Origin of the sequence: Curtobacterium sp. 22159, assembly GCF_052045775.1 — a bacterium.
Lineage (GTDB): Bacteria > Actinomycetota > Actinomycetes > Actinomycetales > Microbacteriaceae > Curtobacterium.
In genome coordinates this window covers 35,075-59,180 of record NZ_JBQEPN010000004.1, presented here as the reverse complement: position 1 = coordinate 59,180, position 24,106 = coordinate 35,075, and the positions used below count along the sequence as shown (strand labels likewise).

Here is a 24,106-nt window from a genome sequence, read left to right as displayed (position 1 = left end):
CGGGCCATGCCCGACACCGCGCACCCGGCCGAGATGGGTCTCCGCGACCGCAAGCGCCTCGAGACCCGCCACCGCATCGCCGAGGCGGCCCGGACGCTCGCGCTCGAGCAGGAGATCGACCACACCACGATCGAGCAGATCGCCGCCCGTGCCGAGGTCTCGCCACGGACGTTCTTCAACTACTTCGAGAGCAAGGAGGACGCCGTCCTCGGGCACACCGAGCTCGACCTGTCCACCGAGGCGCTCGACGCGCACCTCGAGACGGTCGCGGGGGAGCCGGCGGCCCAGGCGGTCGTGCACCTCGCGTTCCTCGTCTTCGGCGCGTCCTTCGGGGACGAGCAGGAACGCCTCGCCCGCAAGGAGGTCCTCGTGCGCTTCCCGCAGCTCATGCGCCGACAGGTGACCCGGATGACGACCGTGGCCGAGGCGATGACGGGCGCGGTCCGGACGATCCTCGAGCGCGACCCCGCCTGGGGAACGGAGGCTGCCACACCGCAGGCGGCGGAGATGCTGCTCGGCATGTGCATGACGGGTCTGCGGAGCTCCGCGCGCCACGAGGGGTCCGACCCGGACGAGGTGCGCGCTCGCGTGGTCGCGACGATCCGCGACACGGCGGTCCGCATCGCCGCCGACTGACCGCGGACGCGGCGGACGGGAGGCGCGGTGCCGGCCCGCACCGCGCCTCCCGTCCGCCGTCGCGCAGGTCGTCGACGGTCAGGGCTTCGAGATGAAGCCCTCGTGCACCATCCAGTCGAAGGCGACGTCCGCGGGCTCGCGCCCCTCGACGTCCACCTGCCGGTTGAGCTCCTGCAGGACCTCGTCCGTGAGCTTCGGCGAGATCTGGTCGTAGACCCGCGCGAGCTGCGGGTACTCCCGGAGCGTCGCCGAGTCGAGCACGGGCGCGACGTTGTACGCCGGGAAGAACCCGCGGTCGTCCTCGAGCACCGTCAGCCCGAGCGACTTGATGCGGCCGTCGGTGGTGAAGACCTCGCCGAAGTTGCACTTGCCACGGTCGGTGGCGGTGTAGACGGTCCCGGTGTCGAGGATGCTGACGTTGCCGTTCGGGACGCCGTCCTTCCCGGAACCACCGAGCTGGAGCCCGTACTTCTCGAGCATCGGCTTGAACCCGTCCGCGCGCGAGTTGAACTCGGACTCGACGCAGAACGTGCGCTCGCTCACCGGCAGCCGCGCGATGTCCGACAGCGTCTTCACGTTGCCGAGCTTCGCCACGGCCTCGTCACGGACGGCGAAGGCGTAGGTGTTGTTCATCGGCGCGGGGTCGAGCCAGGTGAGGCCGTTGCGGGCGTCCTCCTGCTTCACGGCCTGCCACTGCTCGGTCTTGTCCGGGATCCCCTCGGTGTGCCCCATGTAGGTCAGCCAGGCCGTCCCGGTGTACTCGTACGTCATGTCGGCGTCGTGGCTCGTCATGAGCTGACGCACGGCGACGCTGCCGGGCACGTTCGTCTCGTCGGTGACGTCGAACCCGGCGGCCTTGGCGGCGAGCACCGCGATCTTGCCGAGCACGAGCTGCTCGGTGAAGTTCTTCGACGTGACGGTGATGTGCGCGTCGGCCGGCAGGTCGTCGATGCGCTGGATCGTGCCGGGCCCGGCGGCCGGGACGAACGAGGTGGCGGGCTGGAGTCCGCAGCCCGCGAGGACGACGGCGCTCACCCCGGCGAGGGCCGCGGCGACGAGGCGGTTGCGGGTGCGGTGGCGACCGGGCGTGCGGGTCATCGGAGTCCCTTCGGTCGGGCGACCGTCTCGACCACGCGGCCGATCCAGTCGATGGACAGGGCGAGCAGCGCCACGAGGAGCGCCCCGGAGACGAGGACCTTCGGCAGGAACAGGTTCACGCCCGTCGTGATGAGGAGCCCGAGTCCTCCGGCGCCGACGAACGTCGCCAGGCTCGCGGTGCCGACGAGCAGGACCAGCGCGGTCCGGATGCCCGAGAGCATCACCGGGACCGCCAGCGGCAGCTCGACGCGCACGAGGACGCTGAACGCGCTCATGCCCATGCCCCGGCCGGCCTCGACCAGGCGCGGGTCGACGCTCTGCACGCCGATCATGGTGTTCCGCAGCACCGGCAGGATCGCGTAGAGCACGAGGGCGACGACGGCCGACCACGAGTTCAGCCCGAGCCACGCCGCGAGCAGCACGATGAGCCCGACGGCGGGCGCCGCCTGGCCGAAGTTCGCGACGGCGAGCACGTACCCGCTCGCACGGCGGAGCGGGCCGCGGGTCAGCAGGACACCGAGCGGGATGCCGATGACGAGCACGAGCACGGTCGACTCGAGCGTGAGCACGAGGTGCTGCCCGGTGAGCGCGAGGATGTCCGTCGGGTTGAGGGTGCTGCGTTCCGTCGCGGTGAGGTCGGCGGTGGCGAGCCAGACCGCGAAGCCCGCGAGGACGACGAGGATCGCGACCGGCTGGACGAGGAGTCCCTTCCAGGAGGTGCGGCCCCCGGTCGCGGGTCCGGCGACGGCCTGGCTCACCGGTCGTCCCCCGGCGTGTGCTCGGTCGCCTCGCGCTCGGCGGTCCGCTCCTCGACTGTGGCGGGCGACGACGGCATGGTCTCGATCGGGTTCGTGTTCGTGCCGACCGGGGTGTAGGCCTGGTCACCCCCCGCGGCGGCGCGCGACCGCGTGATCGCCTCCATCACGGTCTCGACGGTGATCACGCCGCGGAAGGCGTCGCGCCGTCCGGTGACCAGCGCGGCGCCGGCACTCGACACGAGCATCGTGTCGAGCGCGTCGTTGAGGGTCGCGGCCTCGCCGACGACGGGCAGGTCCGGCTCGACGCCGTCCGGGATCCGGGTCAGGCGTTCGAGCTGGCGCTTGCTCGGCCAGCCGATCGGCCGCTGCCGCTGGTCGACCACGACGGCATGCTGGTGCCCACCGGCCTCGTTCATCCGCTGCAGGACGGCCTTCGTCTCCTCGCCCACGGAGCAGGTGACGGCCGACTCGACCTCGACGTCGCGGACGCGGTTCAGCGTGAGCTGCTTGAGGCCGGCGCCCGAGCCGATGAAGTTCTCCACGAACTCGTTGGCGGGTTCCGCGAGGATCCGCTCCGGGGTGTCGTACTGCACGATGTGCGCACCCTCGGTGAAGATGACGATCCAGTCGCCGAGCTTCACGGCCTCGTCGAAGTCGTGGGTGACGATGACGATCGTCTTGTGCAGCTCCTCCTGGATGCGGAGCAGTTCGTCCTGGAGGCGCTGCCGGGTGATCGGGTCGACGGCGCCGAACGGCTCGTCCATGAGCAGCACGGGCGGGTCGGCGGCGAGCGCCCGGGCCACGCCGACGCGCTGCTGCTGCCCGCCGGAGAGTTCGCGGGGGAACCGGTCGCGGTAGGTGTCCGGGTCGAGCGAGACGAGGTCGAGGAGCTCGTCGACGCGCGCCGCGATCTTCTCCTTCGACCAGCCGAGCATCTTCGGCACGATCGCGATGTTGGCCGCGACGGTCATGTGCGGGAACAGGCCGCCGGCCTGGATGACGTAGCCCGTGCGGCGCCGGAGCTCGTCGCCGTCGATGCCGGTGACGTCGTCGTCCCCGACCACGATGCGGCCCTCGGTCGGTTCGATGAGGCGGTTGATCATCTTCAGCGTCGTCGTCTTGCCGCAGCCGGACGGGCCGACGAGCATGACGATCTTGCCGGCCGGGATCTCGAGCGTGATCCCGTCGACGGCCGGCTTCGTCTGGCCGGGGTACCGCTTGGTGACCTCGTCGAGCAGGATGCTGCGGCCGGTGACGTCGCCGTCGTGCGCGGTGGTGGTGGCGGGTTCAGTGCTGGACACGGATACCTCTCGAGATGGTCAGTCGGCCGAGGCCGAGGAGGAGCAGGTCGAGGACGAGGGCGAGCAGGACCACGCCGACGACCCCGACGGTCACGGAGAAGAGCGCGTTGGCGCCGCCGAGGCGCGAGAGCCCCGAGAAGATGAAGCCGCCGAGGCCCGGGCCGAGCGCGTACGCGGCGATCGCTGCGATGCCCATCACCATCTGGGCGGACACCCGCACACCGCTGAGGATGATCGGCCACGCCATCGGCAGCTCGACCTGCAGGAGCGTGCGGAAGCGGCTCATGCCGATGCCCCGCGCCGACTCGACCACCGTCGGCGGGATCTCGGCGAGTCCGACGACCGCGTTGCGGAGGATCGGCAGGGTGGCGAAGAAGACGACCGTCACGACGGAGGGCACCACCCCGAAGCCGAGCGGCACGATGAGCAGGCCGATGACGGCGAAGGACGGCAGCGTCAGACCGATCGCGGACACGCCGTTGGCGACGGACGTGAGGCGGGGACTGCGGTAGACGAGGGTGGCGAGCACCACGGCGATGACCGTCGCGAGCACGGTGCACTGGACGACCAGTGAGAAGTGCTGCCACGACGCGAACCAGATCTGGTCCCACCGCTCACCGATGTACTGGAACACGCGTGAGCGCTCCCTCCGGTCGGCCGAAGTGCCCACGGATCGGGGCACAAGTGGCTTCGAACCTACGCAGCGCCCGTGCCCCTTGTACAACCGAGAGCGGCCGCCGGGCACGGATCCTGCAGGATCGATCAGGAAGGAACCCCAGGTCAGACGCGGGTCGTCACGCCGACCCTGGGAGAACGGTAACGATCCCGAGCAGCAGTCGGCTATGCGGTGAGCCCGCGGAGACCGCTGCGCTCCGCGATCTCGACGAGCATCTCCCGCCACGCCACCCACTCGTCGGCGGTCTTGTCGGCGAGGTTGCCGTCCCCGTCGCCCGCGAGTCCGTCGAGCATCTCGCGCACGATGTCCGCGTGCCCTGCGTGCCGGGCCGTCTCGTACGCCATGTGCACCAGGATCCGGTGGAGGGTGACGTCGCGGTGTCCCTCCGGCCACCACGGCACGACCCCGCGGGCGTCGAGGTCGAGCGCCTCGATCGTGGCGTCCGCGTGCGCGGCACTGCGGTGGTGGAACGCGACGACGTCGTCCAGGGTCTCGTCGAGCGTTGCGTACATGTCGTCGCCGGCGTCCGAGTCGAGCCACGCGGGCGCATCGGGCAGTGGTCGGCCGAACACCTCGCCGAAGTACCCCGCCTGCACGCCCGCCACGTGCTTGACGAGCCCGAGCACGTTCGTGCCGGTGGGTGTCACCGGCCACCGGGCCTGGCGTTCCGCCAACCCGTCGAGCTTCGCCAGCAGCGCGGCCCGGTGCTTCTGCAGGTACCGGTGCAGGGTCTGCTTCGTCGCCGCGGCGTCGAGCACGGGCGACGATCCCTCGTCGGACAGCAGGGACCCGCCGCTCGACGCGATCGTGGGGCCGGCGGGGGCGGGGTGGACCTCGGGGACCGGGTCGGCGCTGCTCATGCCCTCGATCGTGCCACCGCTCGCTCGCGGACGCGCTCCGCCTCGTGCAGGGCGACGCGTTCGGCGGTGAGCAGGAGCCCGGCGACCTCACCCGAATTGCGGGCGGGTGCGTCGTTCCAGCTCGTCAGGTCCCGCACCCTGCCCATCCGGACGTCCGGAGCGGGGCACCAGAGGACGGGCTGTCCCTCCTCCACCGCGAGCGCGTGCCACACGAGGTCGAGGGCGCGTTGGACCTGCTGAGAGTGCACGGCGTGCGGACCACCCGCCGCGGAGACCACCGAGCCCACGAGGCACGCCGCGACCAAGGGACGCCCCTGCACGTCCATCGCCGCCGCACTCGATGCCTTCCGCATCCGACCGTGCTCGTCGATGTACGCGAACCACGCGTGCTGGATCCACCCCCGTTCGATGACGCCTCGAGCGCCCGAGAGCAGGCGTTGCAGGTCGGAGAGCTCCTGCAGACGGGCTTCGACACGACGGGCGCGTGCTGCGGAACGGCGGGCACCGAGCCGGTCGAGGAGTCCGCGTACGCCGGAGCGGGCGGAGGTGGGGGTGGACGGGACGGGAGAGGCGTCGGTGTCGACGTCGTGCTGGACGCGGAACTCGAGGGTCATGACGGCCCCTCCGATCTTCACGTGCACGGATTGGTGCGGTCACGATAGCCCCGCGCGGACTCAGTCGTCCAGCACTTCTCCGATCGCCCTGCGGGCCACCGCACGGAACGTGCGGTCGTCGGACAGCGACAGCGCCGAGGCGATCGAGACGGCCCAGCCACGCGCGCGCCCCCAGGTGTCGTCGTCGGCGGCGACGCGCGCTCGGAACGCACCCCGCGCCTCCCGGTCCAGCGCCAGCCAGGCGGTCGCCAGGTCGACGGCCGGGTCACCGGCCGTCACGTCGCCGAAGTCGATGATCGCCGAGAGCCGCAGCCCGCCGTCGGGGGACTCGTCGAGGAGCACGTTGAACGGGTGCAGGTCACCGTGCACCCAGACGGGAGGCCCGGCGTACGCGGGCAGTCCGGCTGCCCTCCGCCAGAGGGCCGCGAGTTCCCCCGCTCGGGGCACGTCGTCCGTCGCGAGTCGCGTGAGGACGCTGTCGCTCCGCGACGGCAGCGGCACCGCACGCACCGGGTTGACCGGAGCGTCATCGGGAGCCGGGACGTGCAGGAGCTCGACAAACGCGGCGAGCGCCTCGGCGACGGCCACACCGCCGACGCGCGTCCCGGCCGGGCTGCCGGGCAGCCAGCGCACGATGCTCCACGACCAGGGGTAGCCGAGCGACGGACGGCCGGTCCGCACCGGGTCGGGCACCGGCACGATCGGGGCGACCCGTCGCGCGATCGCGGGCAACCAGCGTTGCTCGTGCTCGATGAGCTGCGCTGCCGCGGCTCGTCGGGGGAGTCGCACCGCGAGCAGGTCGCCGAGCCGGACGACGACGTTGTCCCAGCCGCTCGCGACGACCTCGAGCGGCAGGTCCGCCAGGTCCGGGTGCTGGTCGCGGAGCAGTGCGCGCACGAGCGGCACGTCGACGTCGAACTCGGCAGCGGGGGTGGCCATCGGGTCAGGGTAGCGGGGCGACGGTCGCCGCCGGCGGACCCGTGAACGGGGGCAGTGCCGGAATCCGACTGCTTGGTATCCTCATAGGAACGGTGACGTGGGTGTCCCTGGGGGGACCCGCGTCACTCGGGTTCCCTCAGTCTGCCGCGGGGACCGGTGCGATGAGCGCGACGAGTCGGGGGATCTCGGAGCGCATGCGGTCGGTGACGATCGCCGCGAGCAACACCGTCCACAGCTCTCGGAGACGCTCGAACAGGTCGGACCGGTCGGCGAGCACGTCGGAGACGGTCTGCACGCCGGTGTAGGCGGGGATCACCACGCGGGCCACGAGTGCGGGGTCCCACCGTGGGTCGACCTCGCCGGCGTCGACGGCCTGTCGCACGAGCTCGGCGACGGCCTGCATCCAGTCGGTGTACGGGTCCTGACGGGCGACCTCGGACGCCGCCGTGTCGATGGCGAGGCGGATCCCGGCACTCACGACGACCTCGTGGATCATCTGCGACGCCAGCCCCTGGGACGTCCACATGAGGACCTCGAGCGGTGTGGTCCCCCGCGCGGTCGCCGCGTCACCGTAGCGCCGGGAGACCTCGTGCTGCCGTGCGATCACCGCGCCCGCGAGGTCGGCCTTCGACGTGAAGTGGAAGTACACCGCACCCTTGGTCAGTCCCGCCCGGTCGGCGACGGCGTCGATCGACGTCCCGAGGTACCCGTGCTCGTCGAACTCGACGGCCGCCGCGTCGATGATCGCGGCCCGCGTCGCGACGGCCCGCTGCTGCCGCGTCCGACCGTCCTGCGCCATGATCGTGCAAGCGTACCGGTGGCACGGCCCTCCCGGCGGGCGTACGGGCGATCACCGGGTTCCTCACCGGCGACCTCCCGTACCGTTCCGGGCATGGACGGATGGCGGAACCCCCGGCGCTGGGCCCGGACGGGGCGGTGGCTGCTGCTGCCCATCGCCGTGCTGGACTGGGTGGCGCTCGCCCCGCAGACCGTCGTCGTGCTGGCGTTCCTCGTCGCCGTCGTCGGTCTCGCCGGCATCGCGGCGGCACTCGTGGCGCGCATGCTCCGGCGCTCCCGCGGTGCGATGGCCGGCGTCGGCGTGGTCCTGCTGCTCGGCGGTCTCGTCGTGTTCGGCCTCGACCCGTTCCCGGGATCGTTCCCGCTCGTCGACGGGTGGTGGCCGGAGTCCATCACCCAGCCGCAGGTCGTCGGCAGCGCGTACTGGCAGCTCGCCGGCCTCGGGATCGAACTGGCCGGCGTCGGGATGCTCGCCACCCTGCTGGTCGTCTCGCTGACCTCGGGCCCCGCGCGGCGCTGACCCGCCCGGCGCCCCGGGTCCGTTCAGTCGCGGGCGAGCACGAGGAGCGTCCCGCCGGACACGAGCGGACGGACGCGGTCGGCCGTCTCGGCACCCGTCGAGGACGTCCGGGCGATCGTGACCAGCGCGTCGAGGTCGCCGACCCCGGCGAGCAGGCCGTCGGTGGCGAGCAGGACCCGATCACCACGCTCGAGGTCCAGCGCACCCGGGGTCCGCGGTGTCGACCCCGGCTGCAGGCCGAGCGGCAGGTCCGGTGAGCGAAGGGACTCGACCTCCCCGCCGTGCCGGAGGACGGCAGCGTGCCCGTGCCCGGCGTCCCCGTACTCGGCGCGCCCGGTCCCCGGGTCGAGCCGCAGGTGGAAGAGCGAGCCGGCCGTGTCCGCAGCGGACAGGTCGGCGGCGAGCTGCGCCTCCAGGCCCGCGACGGCGGCGTCCATCGGGAGGTCCGTCCGCGCGATCACCGCGGCGCGCACGTCCGCGGCGAGCAGCGCCGCCGCGCGTCCACCGACCGACACCGAGCCGACGGTGAGGTGCAGTCGGCCGTCCGCTGCGACCCGCCAGTCCGCGACGTCGCCGGAGTCGTCGCGCGGGATCGTCAGGACGTCGAGCGAGTACCCGGGGACGTCGACGGGCTCCGGGACGAGACCGTCCACGACCCGGCGGACACGATCGCGCTCGATGGTGTGCCCGAGCTCCCGTTCCGCCCAGTGCGCCAGGTCGCGGAGCAGGTCGAGGTCCTCCTCCGTCAGCACTCGCGGCGCCGCGTCCATGATGCAGAGCGTGCCCACGCGGGTGCCGTCGAGCATCGACAGCGGGGCGCCGGCGTAGAAGCGGATGCCCTGCTGCGTGACGGCCGCGAGGTGCGCGAACCGCGGATCGAGGGTCGCGTCCGGCACGACCAGGGGCTCGCCGGACAGCACCGTCGTCGAGCAGAAGACCTCCTCGGCGGGCATGCTGTCGCCCTGCACCCACCCCTGCGCCGACTGGGAGGTCACGACCTGGTCGTGCACGAGGTTGAGGAAGGTGAGCGGGACGCCGAACGCCTCCTGTGTCATCCGGGTGATGCGGTCGAACCGCTCCTCGGGGCCGCTGCCGAGGACGCCGAGCGCCTCGACCACGGCCGTCCTGCGCGCTGCGGCGTCGAGCTGGGTCACCCGTCCTGTCTACCCGCACCGTCGCCGAGGAACCAGTCCCGCGGGTGGGGGTCCGCCGTCAACTCGCGCCGTCCGGACACGGGCGCCGCCCACGAAGCGGCGTTCGCCAACACGCGCTGGATGTCCGGGTGGTGGTACACGGGGTACTCCTGGTCGCCGGGCGAGAAGTAGAACACGCGGCCGAGGCCGCGTCGGTACGCGACGCCCGAGCGGAACACCTCGCCGCCGGCGAACGTCGAGAGGAAGACCTCCTCGTCGGGGCGCGGGATGTCGAAGTACTCGCCGTACATCTCCTGCCGGTCGATGACGATCGGGTGCGGCACGCCGGCGGCGACAGGATGCTCGGGGGCGACGGTCCAGACCAGTTCGCGCTCGCCGTCGTTCCGCCACTTCAGCGAGCAGGTCGTGCCCATCAGCCGCTTGAACGGCTTCGAGTAGTGGCCGGAGTGGAGCACCACGAGCCCCATGCCGGCGTGCACGGCGGCGACGACGCGGTCGACCACCTCGTCGGCGACCTCCTCGTGGGCGGCGTGGCCCCACCAGAACAGGACGTCGGTGGCGGCGAGGCGCTCGGCGGAGAGGCCGTGCTCCGGTTCCTGCAGCGTGGCGGTGCCCACGGTGGCGTCCGGGTGGTGGTCGCGCAGCGCCGCGGCGATCACGGTGTGCATGCCGTCGGGGTAGTGCCCCACCACGGTGGCGTCACCGCGGCTCTCGTGCACGTTCTCGTTCCAGACGACGATGTTCAGGGGACGGGGTTCGGTCGGCGTCGACATGCGGACGACGCTACCCGCCGCTGGCGTCGAATCGATACGACCGCCGGTGTGTCGGGGGCGGGGGAGCGCGGCGCGGCGGGGCGGCGGGGCGGCGGGGCGGCGGCCCGGTCGGTGCTCAGGTCGCACGACATGCCGCTCACGTCCGTCCAGGTCGCACGACATGCCGTCAGCGCTCGTCGGACGCGGCGTGTTGTGCGACCTGAACGGTGACGGCGACGGGGCTGACCGGCGACGCGACGGACGGGAGGCGCGGTGCCAGCCGGCACCGCGCCTCCCGTCAGAGACCGCTCGCGCTGGTCACAGCGCGGCGAGCACCTCGTTCAGGGTGCTCGACGGGCGCATCACCGCGCTCGTCTTGGCGTCATCGGGACGGTAGTAGCCGCCGATGTCCGCCGGGTGCCCCTGGACGCCGTTCAGCTCGCCGACGATCGTCTCCTCCTGCTCGCCGAGACGCTTCGCCACGTCCGCGAACGCCGCTGCGAGTTCGGCGTCCTCGGTCTGCCCGGCGAGCTCCTCGGCCCAGTACTTCGCGAGGTAGAAGTGGCTGCCGCGGTTGTCGATCGTGCCGATCTTGCGCCCCGGGGACTTGTTCTCGTCGAGGAACGTGCCGGTGGCACGGTCGAGCGTCTCACCGAGGATCTTCGCCCGGGCGTTGCCGGTGACGCCGGCGAGGTGCTCGAGGCTGACCGCCAGCGCGAGGAACTCGCCGAGGCTGTCCCAGCGCAGGTAGTTCTGCTCGACGAGCTGCTGGACGTGCTTCGGCGCCGAACCACCGGCACCGGTCTCGAACAGTCCACCGCCGCCGAGCAGCGGGACGACGGAGAGCATCTTCGCCGAGGTGCCGAGCTCCATGATCGGGAACAGGTCGGTCAGGTAGTCGCGGAGGACGTTGCCCGTGACCGAGATGGTGTCCTCGCCGCGGCGGATGCGCTCGAGCGAGAAGCGCATCGCGTCCTCGGGGGAGAGGATCTCGATCTGCAGGCCGTCGGTGTCCTGCTCGGCGAGGTACGCGCGGACGAGGCCGATGAGGTTCGCGTCGTGCGCGCGGGTCTCGTCGAGCCAGAACACCGCGGGCGAGCCCGTGGCACGGGCGCGCGTGACGGCGAGCTTCACCCAGTCGCGGATCGCGACGTCCTTGGTCTGGCAGGCGCGCCAGATGTCGCCGGCCTCGACCTCGTGCTCGATGACCGTCTCACCACCACTCGTCACGACGCGCACACGGCCCGCTGCCGGGACCTCGAACGTCTTGTCGTGGGAGCCGTACTCCTCGGCCTTCTGCGCCATGAGCCCGACGTTCGGCACGGAGCCCATCGTCGCCGGATCGAAGGCGCCGTTCGCGCGGCAGTCCTCGATGACGGCCTGGTAGATGCCGGCGTAGCTCGAGTCGGGGATGACCGCGAGGGTGTCGTGCTCCTCGCCGTCCGGGCCCCACATGTGTCCGGAGGTGCGGATCATCGCCGGCATCGATGCGTCCACGATGACGTCGCTCGGGACGTGCAGGTTCGTGATGCCCTTGTCGGAGTCGACCATGGCGAGCTCGGGGCCCGCGTCGATGCCCTGCTCGAACGCGGCACGGATCTCGGCGCCGTTCGGCACCGCGTCGAGCCCGGCGAGGACGGAGCCGAGGCCGTCGTTCGGGTTGAGGCCCGCCGCGGCGAGGTCGGCGCCGAAGCGCTCGAACACCGACGGGAAGAACGCCCGGATGACGTGCCCGAAGATGATCGGGTCGGAGACCTTCATCATCGTGGCCTTGAGGTGGACGGAGAAGAGCACGCCCTGCTCCTTCGCCGCGGCGATCTGGTCCGCGAGGAAGGCCTCGAGCGCACGGACGTGCAGCACGGTGCCGTCGATGACCTCGCCCGCGAGGACGGGGATCGACTGCTTGAGCACCGTCGTCTCGCCGTCGGTGCCGACGAACTCGATGGTCAGGGTGTCGTCGGCCGGAGCGATCCAGGACTGCTCGTTCGACCGGAAGTCGTCGACGCCCATCGTCGCGACGTTCGTCTTCGAGTCCGACGACCAGGCACCCATGCGGTGCGGGTGCTTGCGGGCGTAGTTCTTCACCGACAGCGGGGCGCGGCGGTCGGAGTTGCCCTCGCGCAGCACCGGGTTGACGGCACTGCCCTTGACGCGGTCGTAGCGGGCGCGGGCGTCGCGCTCCTCGTCCGTCCTGGGCTCGTCCGGGTAGTCCGGCAGGTCGTAGCCCTGCGCCTGCAGTTCCTTCACCGCGGCCTTGAGCTGCGGGATCGACGCCGAGATGTTCGGCAGCTTGATGATGTTCGCCTCGGGGGTCTTCGCGAGCTCGCCGAGTTCGGCGAGGGCGTCGTCCAGTCGCTGCTCCGCGGTGAGCCGCTCCGGGAACTGGGCGATGATCCGGCCGGAGAGCGAGATGTCGCGGGTCTCGACGTCGACACCTGCGGTGCCGGCGAAGGCCTGGACGACCGGGAGGAAGGAGTGGGTCGCGAGGAACGGCGCCTCGTCCGTGAGGGTGTAGATGATCTTGGCCATGCTGGCGGGTACTCCCTTGTTCATGCCGTCGGTCCGTCCCACGCTACTCGCGCCGCGGGATGTCTTGACATCAAGATACATGCTCCGCACGTCGTCGAGCAGACACTCGGGTGACGTCCTGGAGGCGCACCGACGACTCATAGGAACGTCGCGTGCACTGGTACCCGGCACCACGACCGGAAAGGGAGGGCAACACATGTCGACGAACCGTCGCACACCCGAGGACTTCGGGTGGTCCGCAGAGGACCTCCGCTCCGCCTACGCCGTGGACGGCAGCGGTCCGTACCGCTACGCGCCGGACGGCTCCGGGCCGTTCTCGTACGACGAGGACGGGTCCGGCCCCTGGCTGGTCGGACCGTCGCCGCGCCGCGGACTGGCCCGGTTCGCGCCCCGCGAGCGGTGCGCCGGCTCGCGACTGCGGCGGATCGGGACCGCCGTGACGGCCGGTTCGCTCGCCCTCGTGCTGGCGGTGGGGAGCGTGGCGCTCGTCGCGCACGTCGCCCCTCCACACCACGGCGTCGACGCCGCAGTCGTCCACAGCCCGGACGTCGACGGCGACTGACGGCGCGTTCGGTGCCACGCTGGGCTCGTGACCGAACTCCTCGTCATCGGCGTCATCGCCCTCGTCGCCATCGCCGGCTCGGCCGTCCTCGGCCCGCGCATCGGCGTCGCGGCCCCGCTCGTGCTGGTCGCCGTCGGGATCGCCGCGAGCCTCGTGCCCTGGATCCCGGACGCCGAGATCGAACCGGAGTGGATCCTCGCGGGCGTCCTCCCACCGCTGCTGTACTCGTCTGCGGTCTCGATGCCGTCGATGAACTTCCGGCGGGAGTTCGGCGCGATCAGCGGGCTGTCGGTGCTGCTCGTCGTCGCCTCGAGCCTCGTGCTCGGGCTGTTCTTCGCCTGGGTGGTCCCGGGGCTGGGCTTCTGGTGGGGCATCGCGCTCGGCGCCATCGTGAGCCCGACCGACGCGGTGGCGACCTCGATCGTGAAGCAGACCTCGGTGTCGCGTCGGGCGATCTCGATCCTCGACGGCGAGTCCCTGCTCAACGACGCCACGGCGCTCGTGCTCCTCCGGACGGCCATCGCCGCGGCGGCCGCGTCCTTCTCGTTCTGGGGCGCGCTCGGTGACTTCGCCCGGGCGGTCGCCGTCGCCGTGGTGATCGGCTGGTTCGTCGGGTGGGTGAATGTGTGGGTCCGCTCCCGCGTACCGAGTCCGGCGGTCAACACGGCACTGTCCTTCGCCGTGCCGTTCGTCGCCGCGATCCCGACCGAGCACCTGCACGGCTCCGGGCTCGTCGCGGCGGTGGTCGCAGGGCTCTTCACGGGCATCGTCGGTCCCCGGAAGCTCCCGCCGGGGCACCGCCTGTCGGACGCGCAGAACTGGCAGACCATCGAACTCGTGCTCGAGGGGGCGGTGTTCCTGACGATGGGCCTGCAGCTGTCGGCGATCCTCCGCGACGTGCAGGACGACCACACCGGCATCGCCCCGGCGCTCCTCATCGCGGTGGGCGCCCTGGTGCTCACCGTCGTCGTGCGCGCGGCCTACGTGGTCCCGCTCCTGTTCGCCCTGTCCGCGAGCGCGAGACGCGGCGAGCGGATGCAGGAGCGCTTCGCCCAGATGCAGGCCGACGACCGTGAGGCCATGAGCGAGGTCATCCGGGAACACCGCCCAGGCAACCGCGCCCCGTCCGAACGCGAGCTCGACCGGTTCGCCGTCCGGGTGCGCCGGACCCTCGCGGACATCGCGTACTACACGAAGGCGCCGCTCGGCTGGCGGGAGGGAACCGCCGTCGTCTGGGCGGGGATGCGCGGCGCGGTGACGGTCGCCGCGGCACAGACCCTGCCGCACACCGCACCGCAACGGTCCTTGCTCGTGCTGGTAGCCTTCGCGGTCGCCCTGCTGTCCCTGGTCGTCCAGGGCGGCACGATCGGACCGCTGCTCCGGCGCATCGCCGCACCGGCGACGGACACCGCCGAACGCGACGCCGAGGAACGCCAGCGGTTGCTCGGACTCATGCGCACGGCGGCCGAACAGGTCCCCGGGGAACGCGAAGCCCCGCCGGCGACGCGCGAGGAACTCGAGGCTGCCGACCCGGCCGAGCTCCGCGCCTGGATGGGCCGCGAGAAGGCCCGACGCCTCGCGGTGCTCGAAGCACAGCGTGCCGCCATCCTCGACGCCCGCGACGACGGGACCTTCGACGCCGAGGTGCTCGAGTCGATGCTGCAGAACCTCGACGCCGAGCAGATCGCCCTCGAGCTCCGGGGCGCCCCCGCCCGGTGAACACCGGTGGGGTCCGGCGCAGCGGGGCTCAGCCCGAGCGGCGGCGCGACGTCCTCACTCGCCGATGCGGATCCGGAAGACCCGGACGCCCGCGGCACGCAGACCCGCCAGACCGAGCCGCATGCGGAAGTTCCGGAAGGGGCGCTCGAAGCCCGAGGGGGCCGATGCGGCACCGATCTGGTGGAGCACCTCGGACGTCAGGGTTCGCTCGACCTTGGGCGCCAGCCGGGTCAGGCCGGAGACCGTGACCACGATCCGGACCGCGTTCGGTGCGAGCAACGGCGCGATCAGCTCAGCGGCCTCGTGCGCACGGTGGAACGCCGGGTCCTCACCCGGGCGCCGGATCGCGATCACGGCGAGCTCCGCCTGGCCGGTCTCACCCGGATCGGGCAGGTCGTCCACGCCCACGACCCGCATGCGCGTCGCGTCCACACCTGCCCGGACCGCCGCAGCACGGAGCACCGGCAGCAGGTCCTGGGTCCCGGCGAGCACCACCTCCGCCGACGCCAGGTCGACGGGTTCGTGCCGTTCTCGCGGCGCTCGGGCCATGGGGAGGGTCCTTTCCGCTCTGTCACTGCGGACACTACCGATCCGCCGGCCTCCCGGGTCGCGCCCGGCGGCACGGCGCCGGTGGGTTCCGCCACGTTCGGTAACGAGAAGATCACGGAATGACCTGTACAAAGCGACAGCATCGTGCAGAATGGTGGGCGGCCATGACGACTGCACGCGAACACGACCAGCACCCGGACACCCCGGTGGTGCACCTGTCCCGTCGCGCCGCGCTCGAGGCCGAGCGTGCCGCCGCCCGGAAGCCCGCCCGCCGAGAACGCGCCGCAGCCGCCCGCGCCCGGACGGAGCACGTCGACGCCCGCATCCAGCGCGTCGTCCGCCGCCCCACCGTGACCGATCTGCCGGCGGCGCCCCGCGCCTCCCGGTCCCGCCGCGCGAGTCGCATCACGCTGACGAGCGGCCTCGCCGCCCTCGCGATGTTCGCCGCCTCGGCGATGCCCGCGCACGCCAGCATCGGCACGTCGATGGCGACTGCGACACTCGCCCCCGCGGTCCGCACCCAGGACTACGCCGTCACCCAGGCGATCTCCGCCTCGGCGCTCGACCGCGACGGCTTCACGGTCGGGGGCGGCTCGGCCGGAGCCCCCGGGACGTCGGTGTCCTACGGCGGCGAGGTCCGGTCGCCCTTCCCGGGGCCGGTCCGCATGAGCTCGGGCTTCGGGTACCGGTCGGCACCGTGTGGTGCGTGCTCGTCGCTGCACCAGGGCCTCGACTTCAACCCCGGCATGGGCGCCCCGATCGGCGCGGTCGCCGCCGGCACCGTCCGCGTCTCCGGCACGTACTTCTCGTACGGCACGGCCGTGGTGATCGACCACCTGATCGACGGGCGGAAGGTGTCGACCCTCTACGGGCACATGATCCCCGGGTCCTCGCCGCTGCGGGTCGGTGACCGGGTCGAGGCGGGGGAGTTCATCGGCAAGGTCGGCAACTCCGGTGTCTCGACGGGTGCCCACCTGCACCTCGAGGTCCTGATGGACGGCGTCACCCCGATCGACCCCGAGGCATGGCTCGAGGCGCGGATCGGGCGGTCCCTGACGTCCTGAGCAGGCTGAGCACTCCGGGCGTCGGCTGGTTCGCGGCCCCGGGTACCGGTAGTGCCTGTCGCGCTCCCGGCCGCGGCACGTACGCTCGTCGCATGGGTATCGACGTGCGCAACGAGATCCGCGACTTCCTGTCCTCCCGGCGGGCGCGGCTCACCCCCGAGCAGGTCGGCATGCCGTCGTTCGGTGGGGGCGTCCGGCGTGTGCCGGGGCTCCGCCGCCACGAGGTCGCCATGCTCGCCGGGGTGAGCGTCGACTACTACACGCGCCTCGAGCGGGGATCGCTCAAGGGCGTGTCGGACAGCGTGCTCGAGGGACTCGCGAGTGCCCTGCAGCTCGACGAGGACGAGCGCGTGCACCTCTGGGACCTCGCCCGCCTGGCGAACGCCGGCGTGAAGGTCATGCACCGCAACGTCCCGACCCGCGTCCGGCCCGGCGTGCAGCGCCTGCTCGACTCGATCACGGGAGCGCCCGCGTGGGTGCGCAACGAGCGGGGCGACGTCGTCGCGACGAACGAGCTCGGCCACGCCCTGTACTCGCCGATGTTCGCGGGGCCCGGGCGACCGGTGAACACCGCGCGGTTCACGTTCCTCGACCCCGCGGCCAAGGAGTTCTTCCCGGACTGGGCGCGGACAGCACGGGAAGCCGTCGCGATCCTCCGGGCCGCCGCGGTCTCGAACCCGTGCGAACCCGGACTCGTCACGCTCGTCGGCGAGCTCTCGACCCGGAGCGAGGAGTTCCGCACCTGGTGGGCGGCGCACGACGTCCGGGTGCACCGCACCGGCGGCAAGCGGATCATGCACCCCGTCGTCGGCGAGCTCCGCCTGGACTACGAGGCGCTCGAACTCGTCGCGGACCCGGGTCTGGTGATGTTCTCGTACTCGGCGGAGCCGGGCAGCGAGTCCGAGCGGTCCCTGGCGCTCCTCGGCTCGTGGGCCGCGACGGAACGGGCCGAGCGCGATGCGGCGGTCCGGCAGTCCGAGACCGAGTCCGTCGACTGACGACCCCACCTCGACGGGAGGGGTCCGTAGGGTGGAATCGTGACGAGGACGACGGACGGGTCAGCGGGGGACGCGGACTACGCCCGCATCGGCGAGGAGTACCGGAAGTACCGCCGACCGGAGCCAGCGTTCGCCCGGGCCATCGGGAAGGCCCTCGGGGACGCCCGCACGGTCCTCAACGTCGGCGCCGGAGCCGGGTCCTACGAACCGACCGACCGCGAGCTCACCGCCGTCGAGCCCTCCGCGTCCATGCGCGCTCAGCGCCCGGACTCGCTCACCCCGGCGATCGACGCGACCGCTGAGGACCTGCCGTTCGCGGACGGCACGTTCGACGCCGCGATGACGACGTTCTCGGTGCACCAGTGGAACGACCTCGAACGTGGGCTCGCCGAGATGCGCCGGGTCACCCGCGGGCCGATCGTCGTGATGACGTGCGACCCGGACCGGATCGGGGACTCCTGGCTCGCCGAGTACGCACCCGAGGTCATCGCGGTGGAGGCCCGGCGCTACCCCTCGCTCGCGAGAATCGCCGCCGCCCTCCCCGGTGACACGGTGACGACCACCCGACTGCCGATCCCCTTCACGTGCGTCGACGGCTTCTCCGAGGCGTACTACGCGCGTCCCGAGCGGCTCCTCGACCCGGGCGCTCGCCGAGCGAACTCGGCGTGGAGCTTCGTCGACGAGGTCACCGCCCGGCGATCCGTGGCGGCCCTCCGGTCCGCGCTGGAGTCGGGCGAGTGGGACCGCGCCCACGGCGCGCTCCGGACGCAGCCGACCTACGACGGGTCGCTCGTGCTCCTGACGGCACGCCCGGCTTGACACGAGGACGTAGCCTGGAGGGGTGAGCTTCCAGGAGGTGGTCGGCGCCCCTTTCGCCGGCATCAGGGCGTGACGCCCCTGGTCGTGCCGTCCGGCACGACCGCCGTCATCGAACCCTGAAGACCTCCGCCCGGCGCGGCGCGCGTCCGCGTGCCCCGGGCCCTGCCGAAAGCGACACACCATGCTGCCCGTCAGCGAGAAGACCATCCGCACGTCCTTCGTCAACGCCTCCCGCAAGGAGTCCGGCGACCTCACCCTCCCGGTCGACTTCGAGACCCTCGACTGGGACGCGCTCGACTACCTCGGGTGGCGCGACCCGAAGATCGGCCGGCGCGCCTACGCCGTCGTCCCGACGCTCGAGGGCGAACTCGTCGGCATCCTGTTCCGGCAGGCCGAAGCGTCACCGCGGTCCCGGGCACAGTGCTCGTGGTGCCAGGACGTGAAGCTCCCGAACGACGTCGTGTTCTACAGCGCGAAGCGGTCCGGCAAGGCGGGGCGGAACGGGAACACCGTCGGCACGCTCGTCTGCCAGGACTTCCAGTGCTCGCGCAACGTGCGGAGGACGCCGCCGCTCGCGTACGAGGGCTACGACGTCGAAGCGGCGCGACTGCAGCGGATCGAGGACCTGCAGCTCCGTGCGGCGGCGTTCGCCGCGGAGGTCTAGTCCGGACGCGACCCCGGACGGACGGGAGGCGCGGTNNNNCGCGCCTCCCGTCCGTCGTCGTCAGCGACCGATGCTGGACATGTCGGGGTAGCGGTCGCCCGTCGGGACGGGCAGGGCCGTCAGCCGCGCGACCTGCTCCTCGGAGAGGGTGAGGTCGGCGGCGCCGACGTTCTCCTCGAGACGCGCGACCCGCTTCGTGCCGGGGATCGGGACGACGTCGTCGCCCTGCGCGAGCAGCCATGCGAGCGCGACCTGCGCCGGGGTGCCGCCGACCTCGGTCGCGATCTCCTTGACGGCGTCGACGATGCGCATGTTCTCGGCGAACGCCTCCTCCTGGAAGCGGGGGTTGGCGCGGCGGAAGTCGTCGGCGTCGAGGTCCGACGGCTTCGTGATCGCGCCGGTGAGGAACCCGCGGCCGAGCGGCGAGTACGGGACGAGGCCGATGCCGAGCTCGCGCAGGGTGTCGAGCACGTCGCCCTCCGGGTCGCGGGTCCACAGCGAGTACTCGCTCTGCAGCGCGGTGATCGGGTGGACGGCGTGCGCCTTGCGGATCGTCGCGGCGCTCGCCTCGGAGAGACCGATGTGCCGGATCTTGCCCTCCTGCACGAATCCGGCGAGCTGCCCGATGACGTCCTCGATCGGGACGTCCGGGTCGACGCGGTGCTGGTAGTACAGGTCGATGTGGTCGGTGCCGAGCCGGCGGAGGGAACCCTCGAGCGCCTCGCGGACGGACTCGGGAGCGGAGCTGATCCGTCGTTCGGTCGCCGGCTGTTCCTCGCCGGCCTCGTGCGTGATCAGGCCGAACTTCGTGGCGATGACGACGTCGTCCCGGCGCCCCTCGAGCGCGCGGCGGAGCAGGTCCTCGTTCGTGTAGGGGCCGTACGCCTCGGCCGTGTCGAACAGGGTGACACCGAGGTCGATCGCGCGGTGGATGGTGCGGATCGACTCGGCGTCGTCGGAGCCGGCGCCCGTGTAGAAGGCGCTCATGCCCATGGTTCCGAGGCCGATGGATGCGACCTCGAGGTCTGCGAGCTTGCGTGTCTGCATGGGTGCAGGTCTACTCCGCGTGCGCCCGTTGGAGGGAGGCACTGACCGTGCCCGTCTCGTGGTGCCCGGTTTTCGTGCGGTTCCTCCAAGGTCCTCGCGCACGCCGACGCGCCCTGGTGTGATCGGGGGCGTGAACCTGTACTTCCGGCTGTTCCTGCTGCAGTTGCGCGTCCGGATGCGCCCCACGACCCGCGGGCGCCGCCCCTCGCTCTGGGACGAGACCCGCACGCCGTTCCGCGTGACGCTGACCGACCTCGACCCATTGCGGCACGTCAACAACGGCAAGTACCTGTCCATGCTCGACCTCGGGCGCCTCGACCTCATGCTCCGCTCGGGGTTCTGGGGTGCGATCGCCGAGCGCGGCTGGTACCCGGTCGTCTCGGCGCAGACGATCACGTACAAGCGGTCGCTGACGCTCGGGCAGCGCTTCGAGCTCGTGACCCGGGTCCTCGGCATCGACGAGCGGGCCGTGTACCTCGAGCAGACGTTCGTCCGACGCGGAGTCGTCGTGGCACGGGCGGTCGTGCAGGGCCGCTTCCTCCGCAAGTCCGGCGGGACGGTGCCGCCCGACGAGCTCCTCGCCGCGGCGGGTGCGCCGGAGCGGGACCTCACGCTGCCGGCGTGGGTGCACGAGTGGGCCGGGGCCACCCGGATCAGCAGCACCGCCGCGTGAGCCCTGGCCGACCGGCCACGTGATCTCAGCCGACGGGCGGACGGACGGGGCTGCCGGGCAGCGTAGACAGGTCTGGTGAGCGAACCAGACGACGACCGCCGGACCCCTGCCCTGACGAGCCGCCGGGTGGTGCTCGCCGGAGGGGTGGGGCTCGGGGTCGCCGGCCTCCTCGCCGCCTGCAGCCGTCCGACGCCGACGCCGAGCGCCACGACGGCCCCTCGACCGACCGGCACGCCGACGTCGTCGCCGACGCCCGGGGGTCCCGCCACGTGGGACGCCCTCGCGGCGGCGGTCTCCGGTCGGCTCCTCCGTTCGGGATCCGCGGGCTGGGACAGCGCCCGGCTCGTCGAGAACCCCCGGTACGACGACGCCGACCCGCAGGGCATCCTCCGCGCCGCGAGTGCCGCCGACGTGCAGGCCGGGTTGGCGTTCGCCCGGAACACGCACACACCCGTCGCACTCCGGTCCGGCGGCCACTCGTACACGGGGTGGTCCGCCGGCGGCGCGAGCGGCACCGACGTCCCGCGGTCCCTGGTCATCAGCACGCAGGACCTCGACGGGATCGACCTGCACGACGACGGCACCGTGACGATCGGTCCGGGGGCACGACTCGGCGACGTGTACGCGCGGCTCGCGGCGGCTGGACGTGCGATCGGCGCCGGGTCCTGCCCGACGGTCGGCATCGGCGGCCTGACCCTCGGCGGCGGTGTCGGGGTGCTCGTCCGGTCGTTCGGACTGACCTGCGACCAGCTGACCGGCGCGACCGTCGTCACGCCCGACGGCACCGTGCACGAGGTCTCCGACGCCGCCGAGCCGGACCTGTTCTGGGCGTGCCGGGGCGGTGGCGGGGGGACCGTCGGCGTCGTGACCGCCCTGACCTACCGCACCCAGCCCGCCCCCGCCGTCCTGCTCTTCACGATCACGTTCCCCTGGTCGGCCGCGGCGGCCGTCGTCCGGGCGTGGCAGGAGTGGGCGCCGACGGCGGATCGGCAGCTCTGGTCGACGCTCAAGCTCCTGAACGGCTCCCGGCACAGCGCGCCCACCGTCACGATCACCGGCGTCTGGACGGGATCGAAGACCGGCGCGGACGCCTCCGTCGACGGGTTCGTCCGCGCCACCGGCGCCTCCCCGCTGACCCACACCGCCCGCCAGCTGACCTACGGGCAGGCGATGTCCACGCTCGCCGGCAAGCCGCAGCGGGTCTCCGAGGCAGCGACGTCGTCGATCGGGACCACGAAGCTGACGGACGCGCAGATCGACACCCTCGTCTCCCACGCCGCCGCGGCCGGGGACGTCACCGGCAACCTCGAGGGCGGTGTCGCGCTCGACGCCCTCGGCGGTGCCGTGTCGGACACCGGGCGGACCGACACGGCGTTCCCCTGGCGCTCCGCGCTCATGACGGTGCAGTACACCGCGGTGTTCGCGGACGGGGCGGACCCGGCACCGTTCGACGCCTACGTCCGGGGGTTCCGGACGGCGATGCGACCGGCCTGGGGTGACGCGGCGTACGCGAACTACTGCGATGCGGCGATCACGGATCCGTCCGCGTACTTCGGCGTCAACACGTCCCGCCTGCACCGCATCGCCGAGCAGGTCGACCCGACGGGCGTGCTCTCCCAGCCGCACTGGGTCTGACGGACGGTCGTCCTACGATGACCGCATGGACGCCGAGGACCTCGTACTGCCGGACGCCGCGGCCTGGCGTGACTGGCTCGACGCGCACGAGGACGACCCCGACGGCGTCTGGCTGGTCCTCGCCAAGAAGGGCACGACCGATCCCACGAGCCTGACCTACGACGAGGCGCTCGACGAGGCACTGTGCTCCGGCTGGATCGACGGCCAGAAGCGCGGCCGGGACGCCTCGACGTTCCGCCAGCGGTTCACCCCGCGACGGAAGGCGTCGCTCTGGTCGCAGCGCAACATCGGGCTGGTCGCGACACTCGAGGAAGCAGGACGCATGCGCCCCCGGGGTCGCGCGGAGATCGACCGGGCCAAGGCCGACGGGCGGTGGGACCGCGCCTACGCCGGGGCCGCGACGGCGACGGTGCCCGAGGACCTGCGGGCCGCGCTCGACGCCGCGCCCGCTGCCGCCGCACTGTTCGCGGAGCTCGACGCCACGAACCGGTACGCCGTGCTCCACCGCGTCGTCACCGCCCCGAGCGACACGGCGCGTGCGAACCGCATCGCGAAGCTCGTCGGCGGCCTGGCCGTGGGGGAGACGCCCTACCCGCGGCCCGGCGCCTAGACCCGGCAGCGTCGAACCACGTTGCCGACGTCGAACCAGGCGCGCACCCTGGTTCGATGTCGGGACCGTGGTTCGACGGGCACCCAGGGCACCGGGGCACCGGGGCCGCGAACGCGCCCCCGCGGGGGACAGGGACCCAGCCGATGACGACGGACCCGGCGTACACCGGGGACATGACCACCGGAACCGACACCACCAACCGTCCTGCCGCAGCCTCGGGCACGTTCCGCATCGGCGGGGACCTCGAGGTCCACCGTCTCGGCTACGGCACCATGCAGCTCACCGGCCCCGGCGTGTGGGGTCCGCCGAAGGACCACGACGAGGCGGTCCGCGTGCTCAAGCGCGCGGTCGAGCTGGGCGTCGACTTCTTCGACACCGCCGACTCCTACGGCCCGTACGTCGCCGAGGACCTGCTCCGCGAGGCGCTGCACCCCTACGGCGACGACATCGTCATCGCCACCAAGGCCGGCCTGACCCGCACCGGGCCGAACGAGTGGCCGCCGGTCGGCCGCCCGGAGTACCTCCGCCAGGAGGCCGAGATGAGCCTCCGCCGCCTCGGCCTCGAGCGCATCGACCTGTTCCAGCTGCACCGCATCGACCCGAAGGTCCCGCTCGAGGACCAGGTCGGCGAGCTGAAGAAGCTGCAGGACGAGGGCAAGATCCGGCACATCGGTCTGTCCGAGGTGTCCGTGGACGACGTGAAGGCAGCCCAGGAGATCGCGACGATCGTCTCCGTGCAGAACCTCTACAACCTGCAGAAGCGCGACGCCGAGGAACTCCTCGACTGGTCCGAGGAACAGGGCATCGGGTTCATCCCGTGGTTCCCGCTCGCGACCGGCGGGCTGACCGGGGACGACTCGCCGCTCACCGAGATCGCCGAGCGCAAGGGCGCGACCCCGGCGCAGCTGGCCCTCGCGTGGCTGCTGAAGCGCTCGCCGGTGATGCTGCCGATCCCGGGCACGTCGAGCGTCGACCACCTCGAGGACAACCTGCAGGGCGCGACGATCGAGCTCACCGACGACGAGTTCGAGGAGCTGTCGAAGCTGGGCAGCTGAGCTCCGGACGCGACCGGACGACGGCCTGGAGGCGCGGTGCGAGCTGGCACCGCGCCTCCAGGCCGTCTGTGGTTGC

General features: G+C 72.3%; 25 protein-coding genes. 12 read left to right on the top strand and 13 right to left on the bottom strand.

The window, feature by feature from the left end; translation table 11 throughout:
* Positions 1–6 precede the first annotated feature (6 nt).
* Positions 7–636 (top strand): TetR/AcrR family transcriptional regulator, encoded by a 630-nt coding sequence (locus tag ACTJKO_RS06020; RefSeq protein ID WP_440686713.1) that lies wholly within the window; start codon positions 7–9, stop codon positions 634–636.
* A gap of 78 nt (positions 637–714) precedes the next feature.
* Here ACTJKO_RS06020 and ACTJKO_RS06015 read toward each other — a convergent pair whose 3' ends face one another.
* The 8 genes from ACTJKO_RS06015 to ACTJKO_RS05980 all read right to left on the bottom strand — a co-directional run bounded on the left by ACTJKO_RS06015 (position 715) and on the right by ACTJKO_RS05980 (position 7,681).
* Positions 715–1,734 (bottom strand): glycine betaine ABC transporter substrate-binding protein, encoded by a 1,020-nt coding sequence (locus tag ACTJKO_RS06015; protein ID WP_440686711.1) that lies wholly within the window; start codon positions 1,732–1,734, stop codon positions 715–717.
* On the bottom strand, positions 1,731–2,492 hold the full coding sequence (locus ACTJKO_RS06010; protein WP_440686709.1) for an ABC transporter permease: 762 nt from the start codon (positions 2,490–2,492) through the stop codon (positions 1,731–1,733). Before ACTJKO_RS06010 ends, ACTJKO_RS06015 begins: the two co-directional genes overlap by 4 nt.
* The gene (locus ACTJKO_RS06005; RefSeq protein ID WP_440686707.1) at positions 2,489–3,793 is read right to left on the bottom strand and encodes an ABC transporter ATP-binding protein; all 1,305 of its coding nucleotides are present in this window, start codon (positions 3,791–3,793) and stop codon (positions 2,489–2,491) included. The genes ACTJKO_RS06010 and ACTJKO_RS06005 overlap by 4 nt, the downstream gene beginning before the upstream one ends.
* Positions 3,780–4,427 (bottom strand): ABC transporter permease, encoded by a 648-nt coding sequence (locus ACTJKO_RS06000; RefSeq protein WP_079237492.1) that lies wholly within the window; start codon positions 4,425–4,427, stop codon positions 3,780–3,782. The genes ACTJKO_RS06005 and ACTJKO_RS06000 overlap by 14 nt, the downstream gene beginning before the upstream one ends.
* Before the next feature lie 206 nt (positions 4,428–4,633).
* Positions 4,634–5,329: a DinB family protein gene (locus ACTJKO_RS05995; RefSeq protein ID WP_440686705.1), complete on the bottom strand. Its 696-nt coding sequence runs from the start codon at positions 5,327–5,329 to the stop codon at positions 4,634–4,636.
* The gene (locus ACTJKO_RS05990; protein ID WP_440686703.1) at positions 5,326–5,943 is read right to left on the bottom strand and encodes a DUF6197 family protein; all 618 of its coding nucleotides are present in this window, start codon (positions 5,941–5,943) and stop codon (positions 5,326–5,328) included. Before ACTJKO_RS05990 ends, ACTJKO_RS05995 begins: the two co-directional genes overlap by 4 nt.
* A 60-nt stretch (positions 5,944–6,003) precedes the next feature.
* Complete coding sequence (locus ACTJKO_RS05985) at positions 6,004–6,882, bottom strand: aminoglycoside phosphotransferase family protein (protein WP_440686701.1); 879 nt, start codon at positions 6,880–6,882, stop codon at positions 6,004–6,006.
* Between the two features lie 136 nt (positions 6,883–7,018).
* Positions 7,019–7,681 carry a ScbR family autoregulator-binding transcription factor gene (locus ACTJKO_RS05980; protein ID WP_440686699.1) on the bottom strand — a complete coding sequence of 221 codons (663 nt, stop codon included), beginning with the start codon at positions 7,679–7,681 and terminating at the stop codon, positions 7,019–7,021.
* Between the two features lie 93 nt (positions 7,682–7,774).
* On the opposite strand from ACTJKO_RS05980, the gene ACTJKO_RS05975 reads away from it, so the two are divergent.
* On the top strand, positions 7,775–8,200 hold the full coding sequence (locus ACTJKO_RS05975; protein WP_440686697.1) for a hypothetical protein: 426 nt from the start codon (positions 7,775–7,777) through the stop codon (positions 8,198–8,200).
* 23 nt (positions 8,201–8,223) lie between these two features.
* Here ACTJKO_RS05975 and ACTJKO_RS05970 read toward each other — a convergent pair whose 3' ends face one another.
* The 3 genes from ACTJKO_RS05970 to ACTJKO_RS05960 all read right to left on the bottom strand — a co-directional run bounded on the left by ACTJKO_RS05970 (position 8,224) and on the right by ACTJKO_RS05960 (position 12,635).
* Positions 8,224–9,354 carry a PP2C family protein-serine/threonine phosphatase gene (locus ACTJKO_RS05970; RefSeq protein ID WP_440686695.1) on the bottom strand — a complete coding sequence of 377 codons (1,131 nt, stop codon included), beginning with the start codon at positions 9,352–9,354 and terminating at the stop codon, positions 8,224–8,226.
* Entirely contained in the window at positions 9,351–10,127 is a 777-nt protein-coding gene (locus ACTJKO_RS05965) for a ThuA domain-containing protein (protein ID WP_440686693.1), read from the bottom strand. Before ACTJKO_RS05965 ends, ACTJKO_RS05970 begins: the two co-directional genes overlap by 4 nt.
* 297 nt (positions 10,128–10,424) lie before the next feature.
* Complete coding sequence (locus ACTJKO_RS05960) at positions 10,425–12,635, bottom strand: NADP-dependent isocitrate dehydrogenase (RefSeq protein WP_440686691.1); 2,211 nt, start codon at positions 12,633–12,635, stop codon at positions 10,425–10,427.
* A 196-nt stretch (positions 12,636–12,831) separates the two neighbouring features.
* Between ACTJKO_RS05960 and ACTJKO_RS05955 the strand changes: the two genes are divergently transcribed.
* Together ACTJKO_RS05955 and ACTJKO_RS05950 are read left to right on the top strand one after the other, a co-directional pair.
* A complete protein-coding gene (locus ACTJKO_RS05955) occupies positions 12,832–13,197 on the top strand; it encodes a hypothetical protein (RefSeq protein WP_440686689.1) in 366 nt (121 codons plus the stop codon).
* 27 nt (positions 13,198–13,224) lie between these two features.
* A complete protein-coding gene (locus ACTJKO_RS05950) occupies positions 13,225–14,916 on the top strand; it encodes a cation:proton antiporter (protein WP_440686687.1) in 1,692 nt (563 codons plus the stop codon).
* Positions 14,917–14,970: 54 nt separating this feature from the next.
* On the opposite strand, the gene ACTJKO_RS05945 is transcribed toward ACTJKO_RS05950, so the two are convergent.
* Complete coding sequence (locus tag ACTJKO_RS05945) at positions 14,971–15,465, bottom strand: hypothetical protein (protein ID WP_440686685.1); 495 nt, start codon at positions 15,463–15,465, stop codon at positions 14,971–14,973.
* A gap of 164 nt (positions 15,466–15,629) precedes the next feature.
* Between ACTJKO_RS05945 and ACTJKO_RS05940 the strand changes: the two genes are divergently transcribed.
* The 4 genes from ACTJKO_RS05940 to ACTJKO_RS05925 all read left to right on the top strand — a co-directional run bounded on the left by ACTJKO_RS05940 (position 15,630) and on the right by ACTJKO_RS05925 (position 19,010).
* Positions 15,630–16,529, top strand: coding sequence for a M23 family metallopeptidase (locus tag ACTJKO_RS05940; protein WP_440686683.1), 900 nt, complete (start codon positions 15,630–15,632; stop codon positions 16,527–16,529).
* A 92-nt stretch (positions 16,530–16,621) separates the two neighbouring features.
* Positions 16,622–17,527, top strand: coding sequence for a helix-turn-helix transcriptional regulator (locus ACTJKO_RS05935; RefSeq protein WP_440686681.1), 906 nt, complete (start codon positions 16,622–16,624; stop codon positions 17,525–17,527).
* A 39-nt stretch (positions 17,528–17,566) separates the two neighbouring features.
* On the top strand, positions 17,567–18,346 hold the full coding sequence (locus ACTJKO_RS05930; RefSeq protein WP_440686679.1) for a class I SAM-dependent methyltransferase: 780 nt from the start codon (positions 17,567–17,569) through the stop codon (positions 18,344–18,346).
* 181 nt (positions 18,347–18,527) lie between these two features.
* Complete coding sequence (locus tag ACTJKO_RS05925) at positions 18,528–19,010, top strand: FBP domain-containing protein (protein ID WP_440686677.1); 483 nt, start codon at positions 18,528–18,530, stop codon at positions 19,008–19,010.
* A gap of 60 nt (positions 19,011–19,070) precedes the next feature.
* On the opposite strand, the gene ACTJKO_RS05920 is transcribed toward ACTJKO_RS05925, so the two are convergent.
* A complete protein-coding gene (locus ACTJKO_RS05920) occupies positions 19,071–20,057 on the bottom strand; it encodes an aldo/keto reductase (RefSeq protein ID WP_440686675.1) in 987 nt (328 codons plus the stop codon).
* 130 nt (positions 20,058–20,187) lie between these two features.
* On the opposite strand from ACTJKO_RS05920, the gene ACTJKO_RS05915 reads away from it, so the two are divergent.
* The 4 genes from ACTJKO_RS05915 to ACTJKO_RS05900 all read left to right on the top strand — a co-directional run bounded on the left by ACTJKO_RS05915 (position 20,188) and on the right by ACTJKO_RS05900 (position 24,030).
* A complete protein-coding gene (locus ACTJKO_RS05915) occupies positions 20,188–20,730 on the top strand; it encodes an acyl-CoA thioesterase (protein ID WP_440686673.1) in 543 nt (180 codons plus the stop codon).
* Positions 20,731–20,805: 75 nt separating this feature from the next.
* Positions 20,806–22,365 carry an FAD-binding oxidoreductase gene (locus ACTJKO_RS05910; protein WP_440686671.1) on the top strand — a complete coding sequence of 520 codons (1,560 nt, stop codon included), beginning with the start codon at positions 20,806–20,808 and terminating at the stop codon, positions 22,363–22,365.
* Positions 22,366–22,390: 25 nt separating this feature from the next.
* Complete coding sequence (locus tag ACTJKO_RS05905) at positions 22,391–22,975, top strand: YdeI/OmpD-associated family protein (protein ID WP_440686669.1); 585 nt, start codon at positions 22,391–22,393, stop codon at positions 22,973–22,975.
* 173 nt (positions 22,976–23,148) lie between these two features.
* Positions 23,149–24,030 (top strand): aldo/keto reductase, encoded by an 882-nt coding sequence (locus ACTJKO_RS05900; RefSeq protein WP_440686667.1) that lies wholly within the window; start codon positions 23,149–23,151, stop codon positions 24,028–24,030.
* The last annotated feature ends 76 nt before the right edge of the window (positions 24,031–24,106 follow it).

Coding starts and splice junctions, on each gene's coding strand:
- ACTJKO_RS05920 (WP_440686675.1), bottom strand. CDS start 20,057: ATGCAGACACGCAAGCTCGCAGACCTCGAGGTCGCATCCATCGGCCTC.
- ACTJKO_RS05990 (WP_440686703.1), bottom strand. CDS start 5,943: ATGACCCTCGAGTTCCGCGTCCAGCACGACGTCGACACCGACGCCTCT.
- ACTJKO_RS05935 (WP_440686681.1), top strand. CDS start 16,622: ATGGGTATCGACGTGCGCAACGAGATCCGCGACTTCCTGTCCTCCCGG.
- ACTJKO_RS05940 (WP_440686683.1), top strand. CDS start 15,630: ATGACGACTGCACGCGAACACGACCAGCACCCGGACACCCCGGTGGTG.
- ACTJKO_RS05955 (WP_440686689.1), top strand. CDS start 12,832: ATGTCGACGAACCGTCGCACACCCGAGGACTTCGGGTGGTCCGCAGAG.
- ACTJKO_RS05975 (WP_440686697.1), top strand. CDS start 7,775: ATGGACGGATGGCGGAACCCCCGGCGCTGGGCCCGGACGGGGCGGTGG.
- ACTJKO_RS06020 (WP_440686713.1), top strand. CDS start 7: ATGCCCGACACCGCGCACCCGGCCGAGATGGGTCTCCGCGACCGCAAG.
- ACTJKO_RS05925 (WP_440686677.1), top strand. CDS start 18,528: ATGCTGCCCGTCAGCGAGAAGACCATCCGCACGTCCTTCGTCAACGCC.
- ACTJKO_RS05965 (WP_440686693.1), bottom strand. CDS start 10,127: ATGTCGACGCCGACCGAACCCCGTCCCCTGAACATCGTCGTCTGGAAC.
- ACTJKO_RS05905 (WP_440686669.1), top strand. CDS start 22,391: ATGGACGCCGAGGACCTCGTACTGCCGGACGCCGCGGCCTGGCGTGAC.
- ACTJKO_RS05995 (WP_440686705.1), bottom strand. CDS start 5,329: ATGAGCAGCGCCGACCCGGTCCCCGAGGTCCACCCCGCCCCCGCCGGC.
- ACTJKO_RS05900 (WP_440686667.1), top strand. CDS start 23,149: ATGACCACCGGAACCGACACCACCAACCGTCCTGCCGCAGCCTCGGGC.
- ACTJKO_RS05960 (WP_440686691.1), bottom strand. CDS start 12,635: ATGGCCAAGATCATCTACACCCTCACGGACGAGGCGCCGTTCCTCGCG.
- ACTJKO_RS05980 (WP_440686699.1), bottom strand. CDS start 7,681: ATGGCGCAGGACGGTCGGACGCGGCAGCAGCGGGCCGTCGCGACGCGG.
- ACTJKO_RS05945 (WP_440686685.1), bottom strand. CDS start 15,465: ATGGCCCGAGCGCCGCGAGAACGGCACGAACCCGTCGACCTGGCGTCG.
- ACTJKO_RS06015 (WP_440686711.1), bottom strand. CDS start 1,734: ATGACCCGCACGCCCGGTCGCCACCGCACCCGCAACCGCCTCGTCGCC.
- ACTJKO_RS05985 (WP_440686701.1), bottom strand. CDS start 6,882: ATGGCCACCCCCGCTGCCGAGTTCGACGTCGACGTGCCGCTCGTGCGC.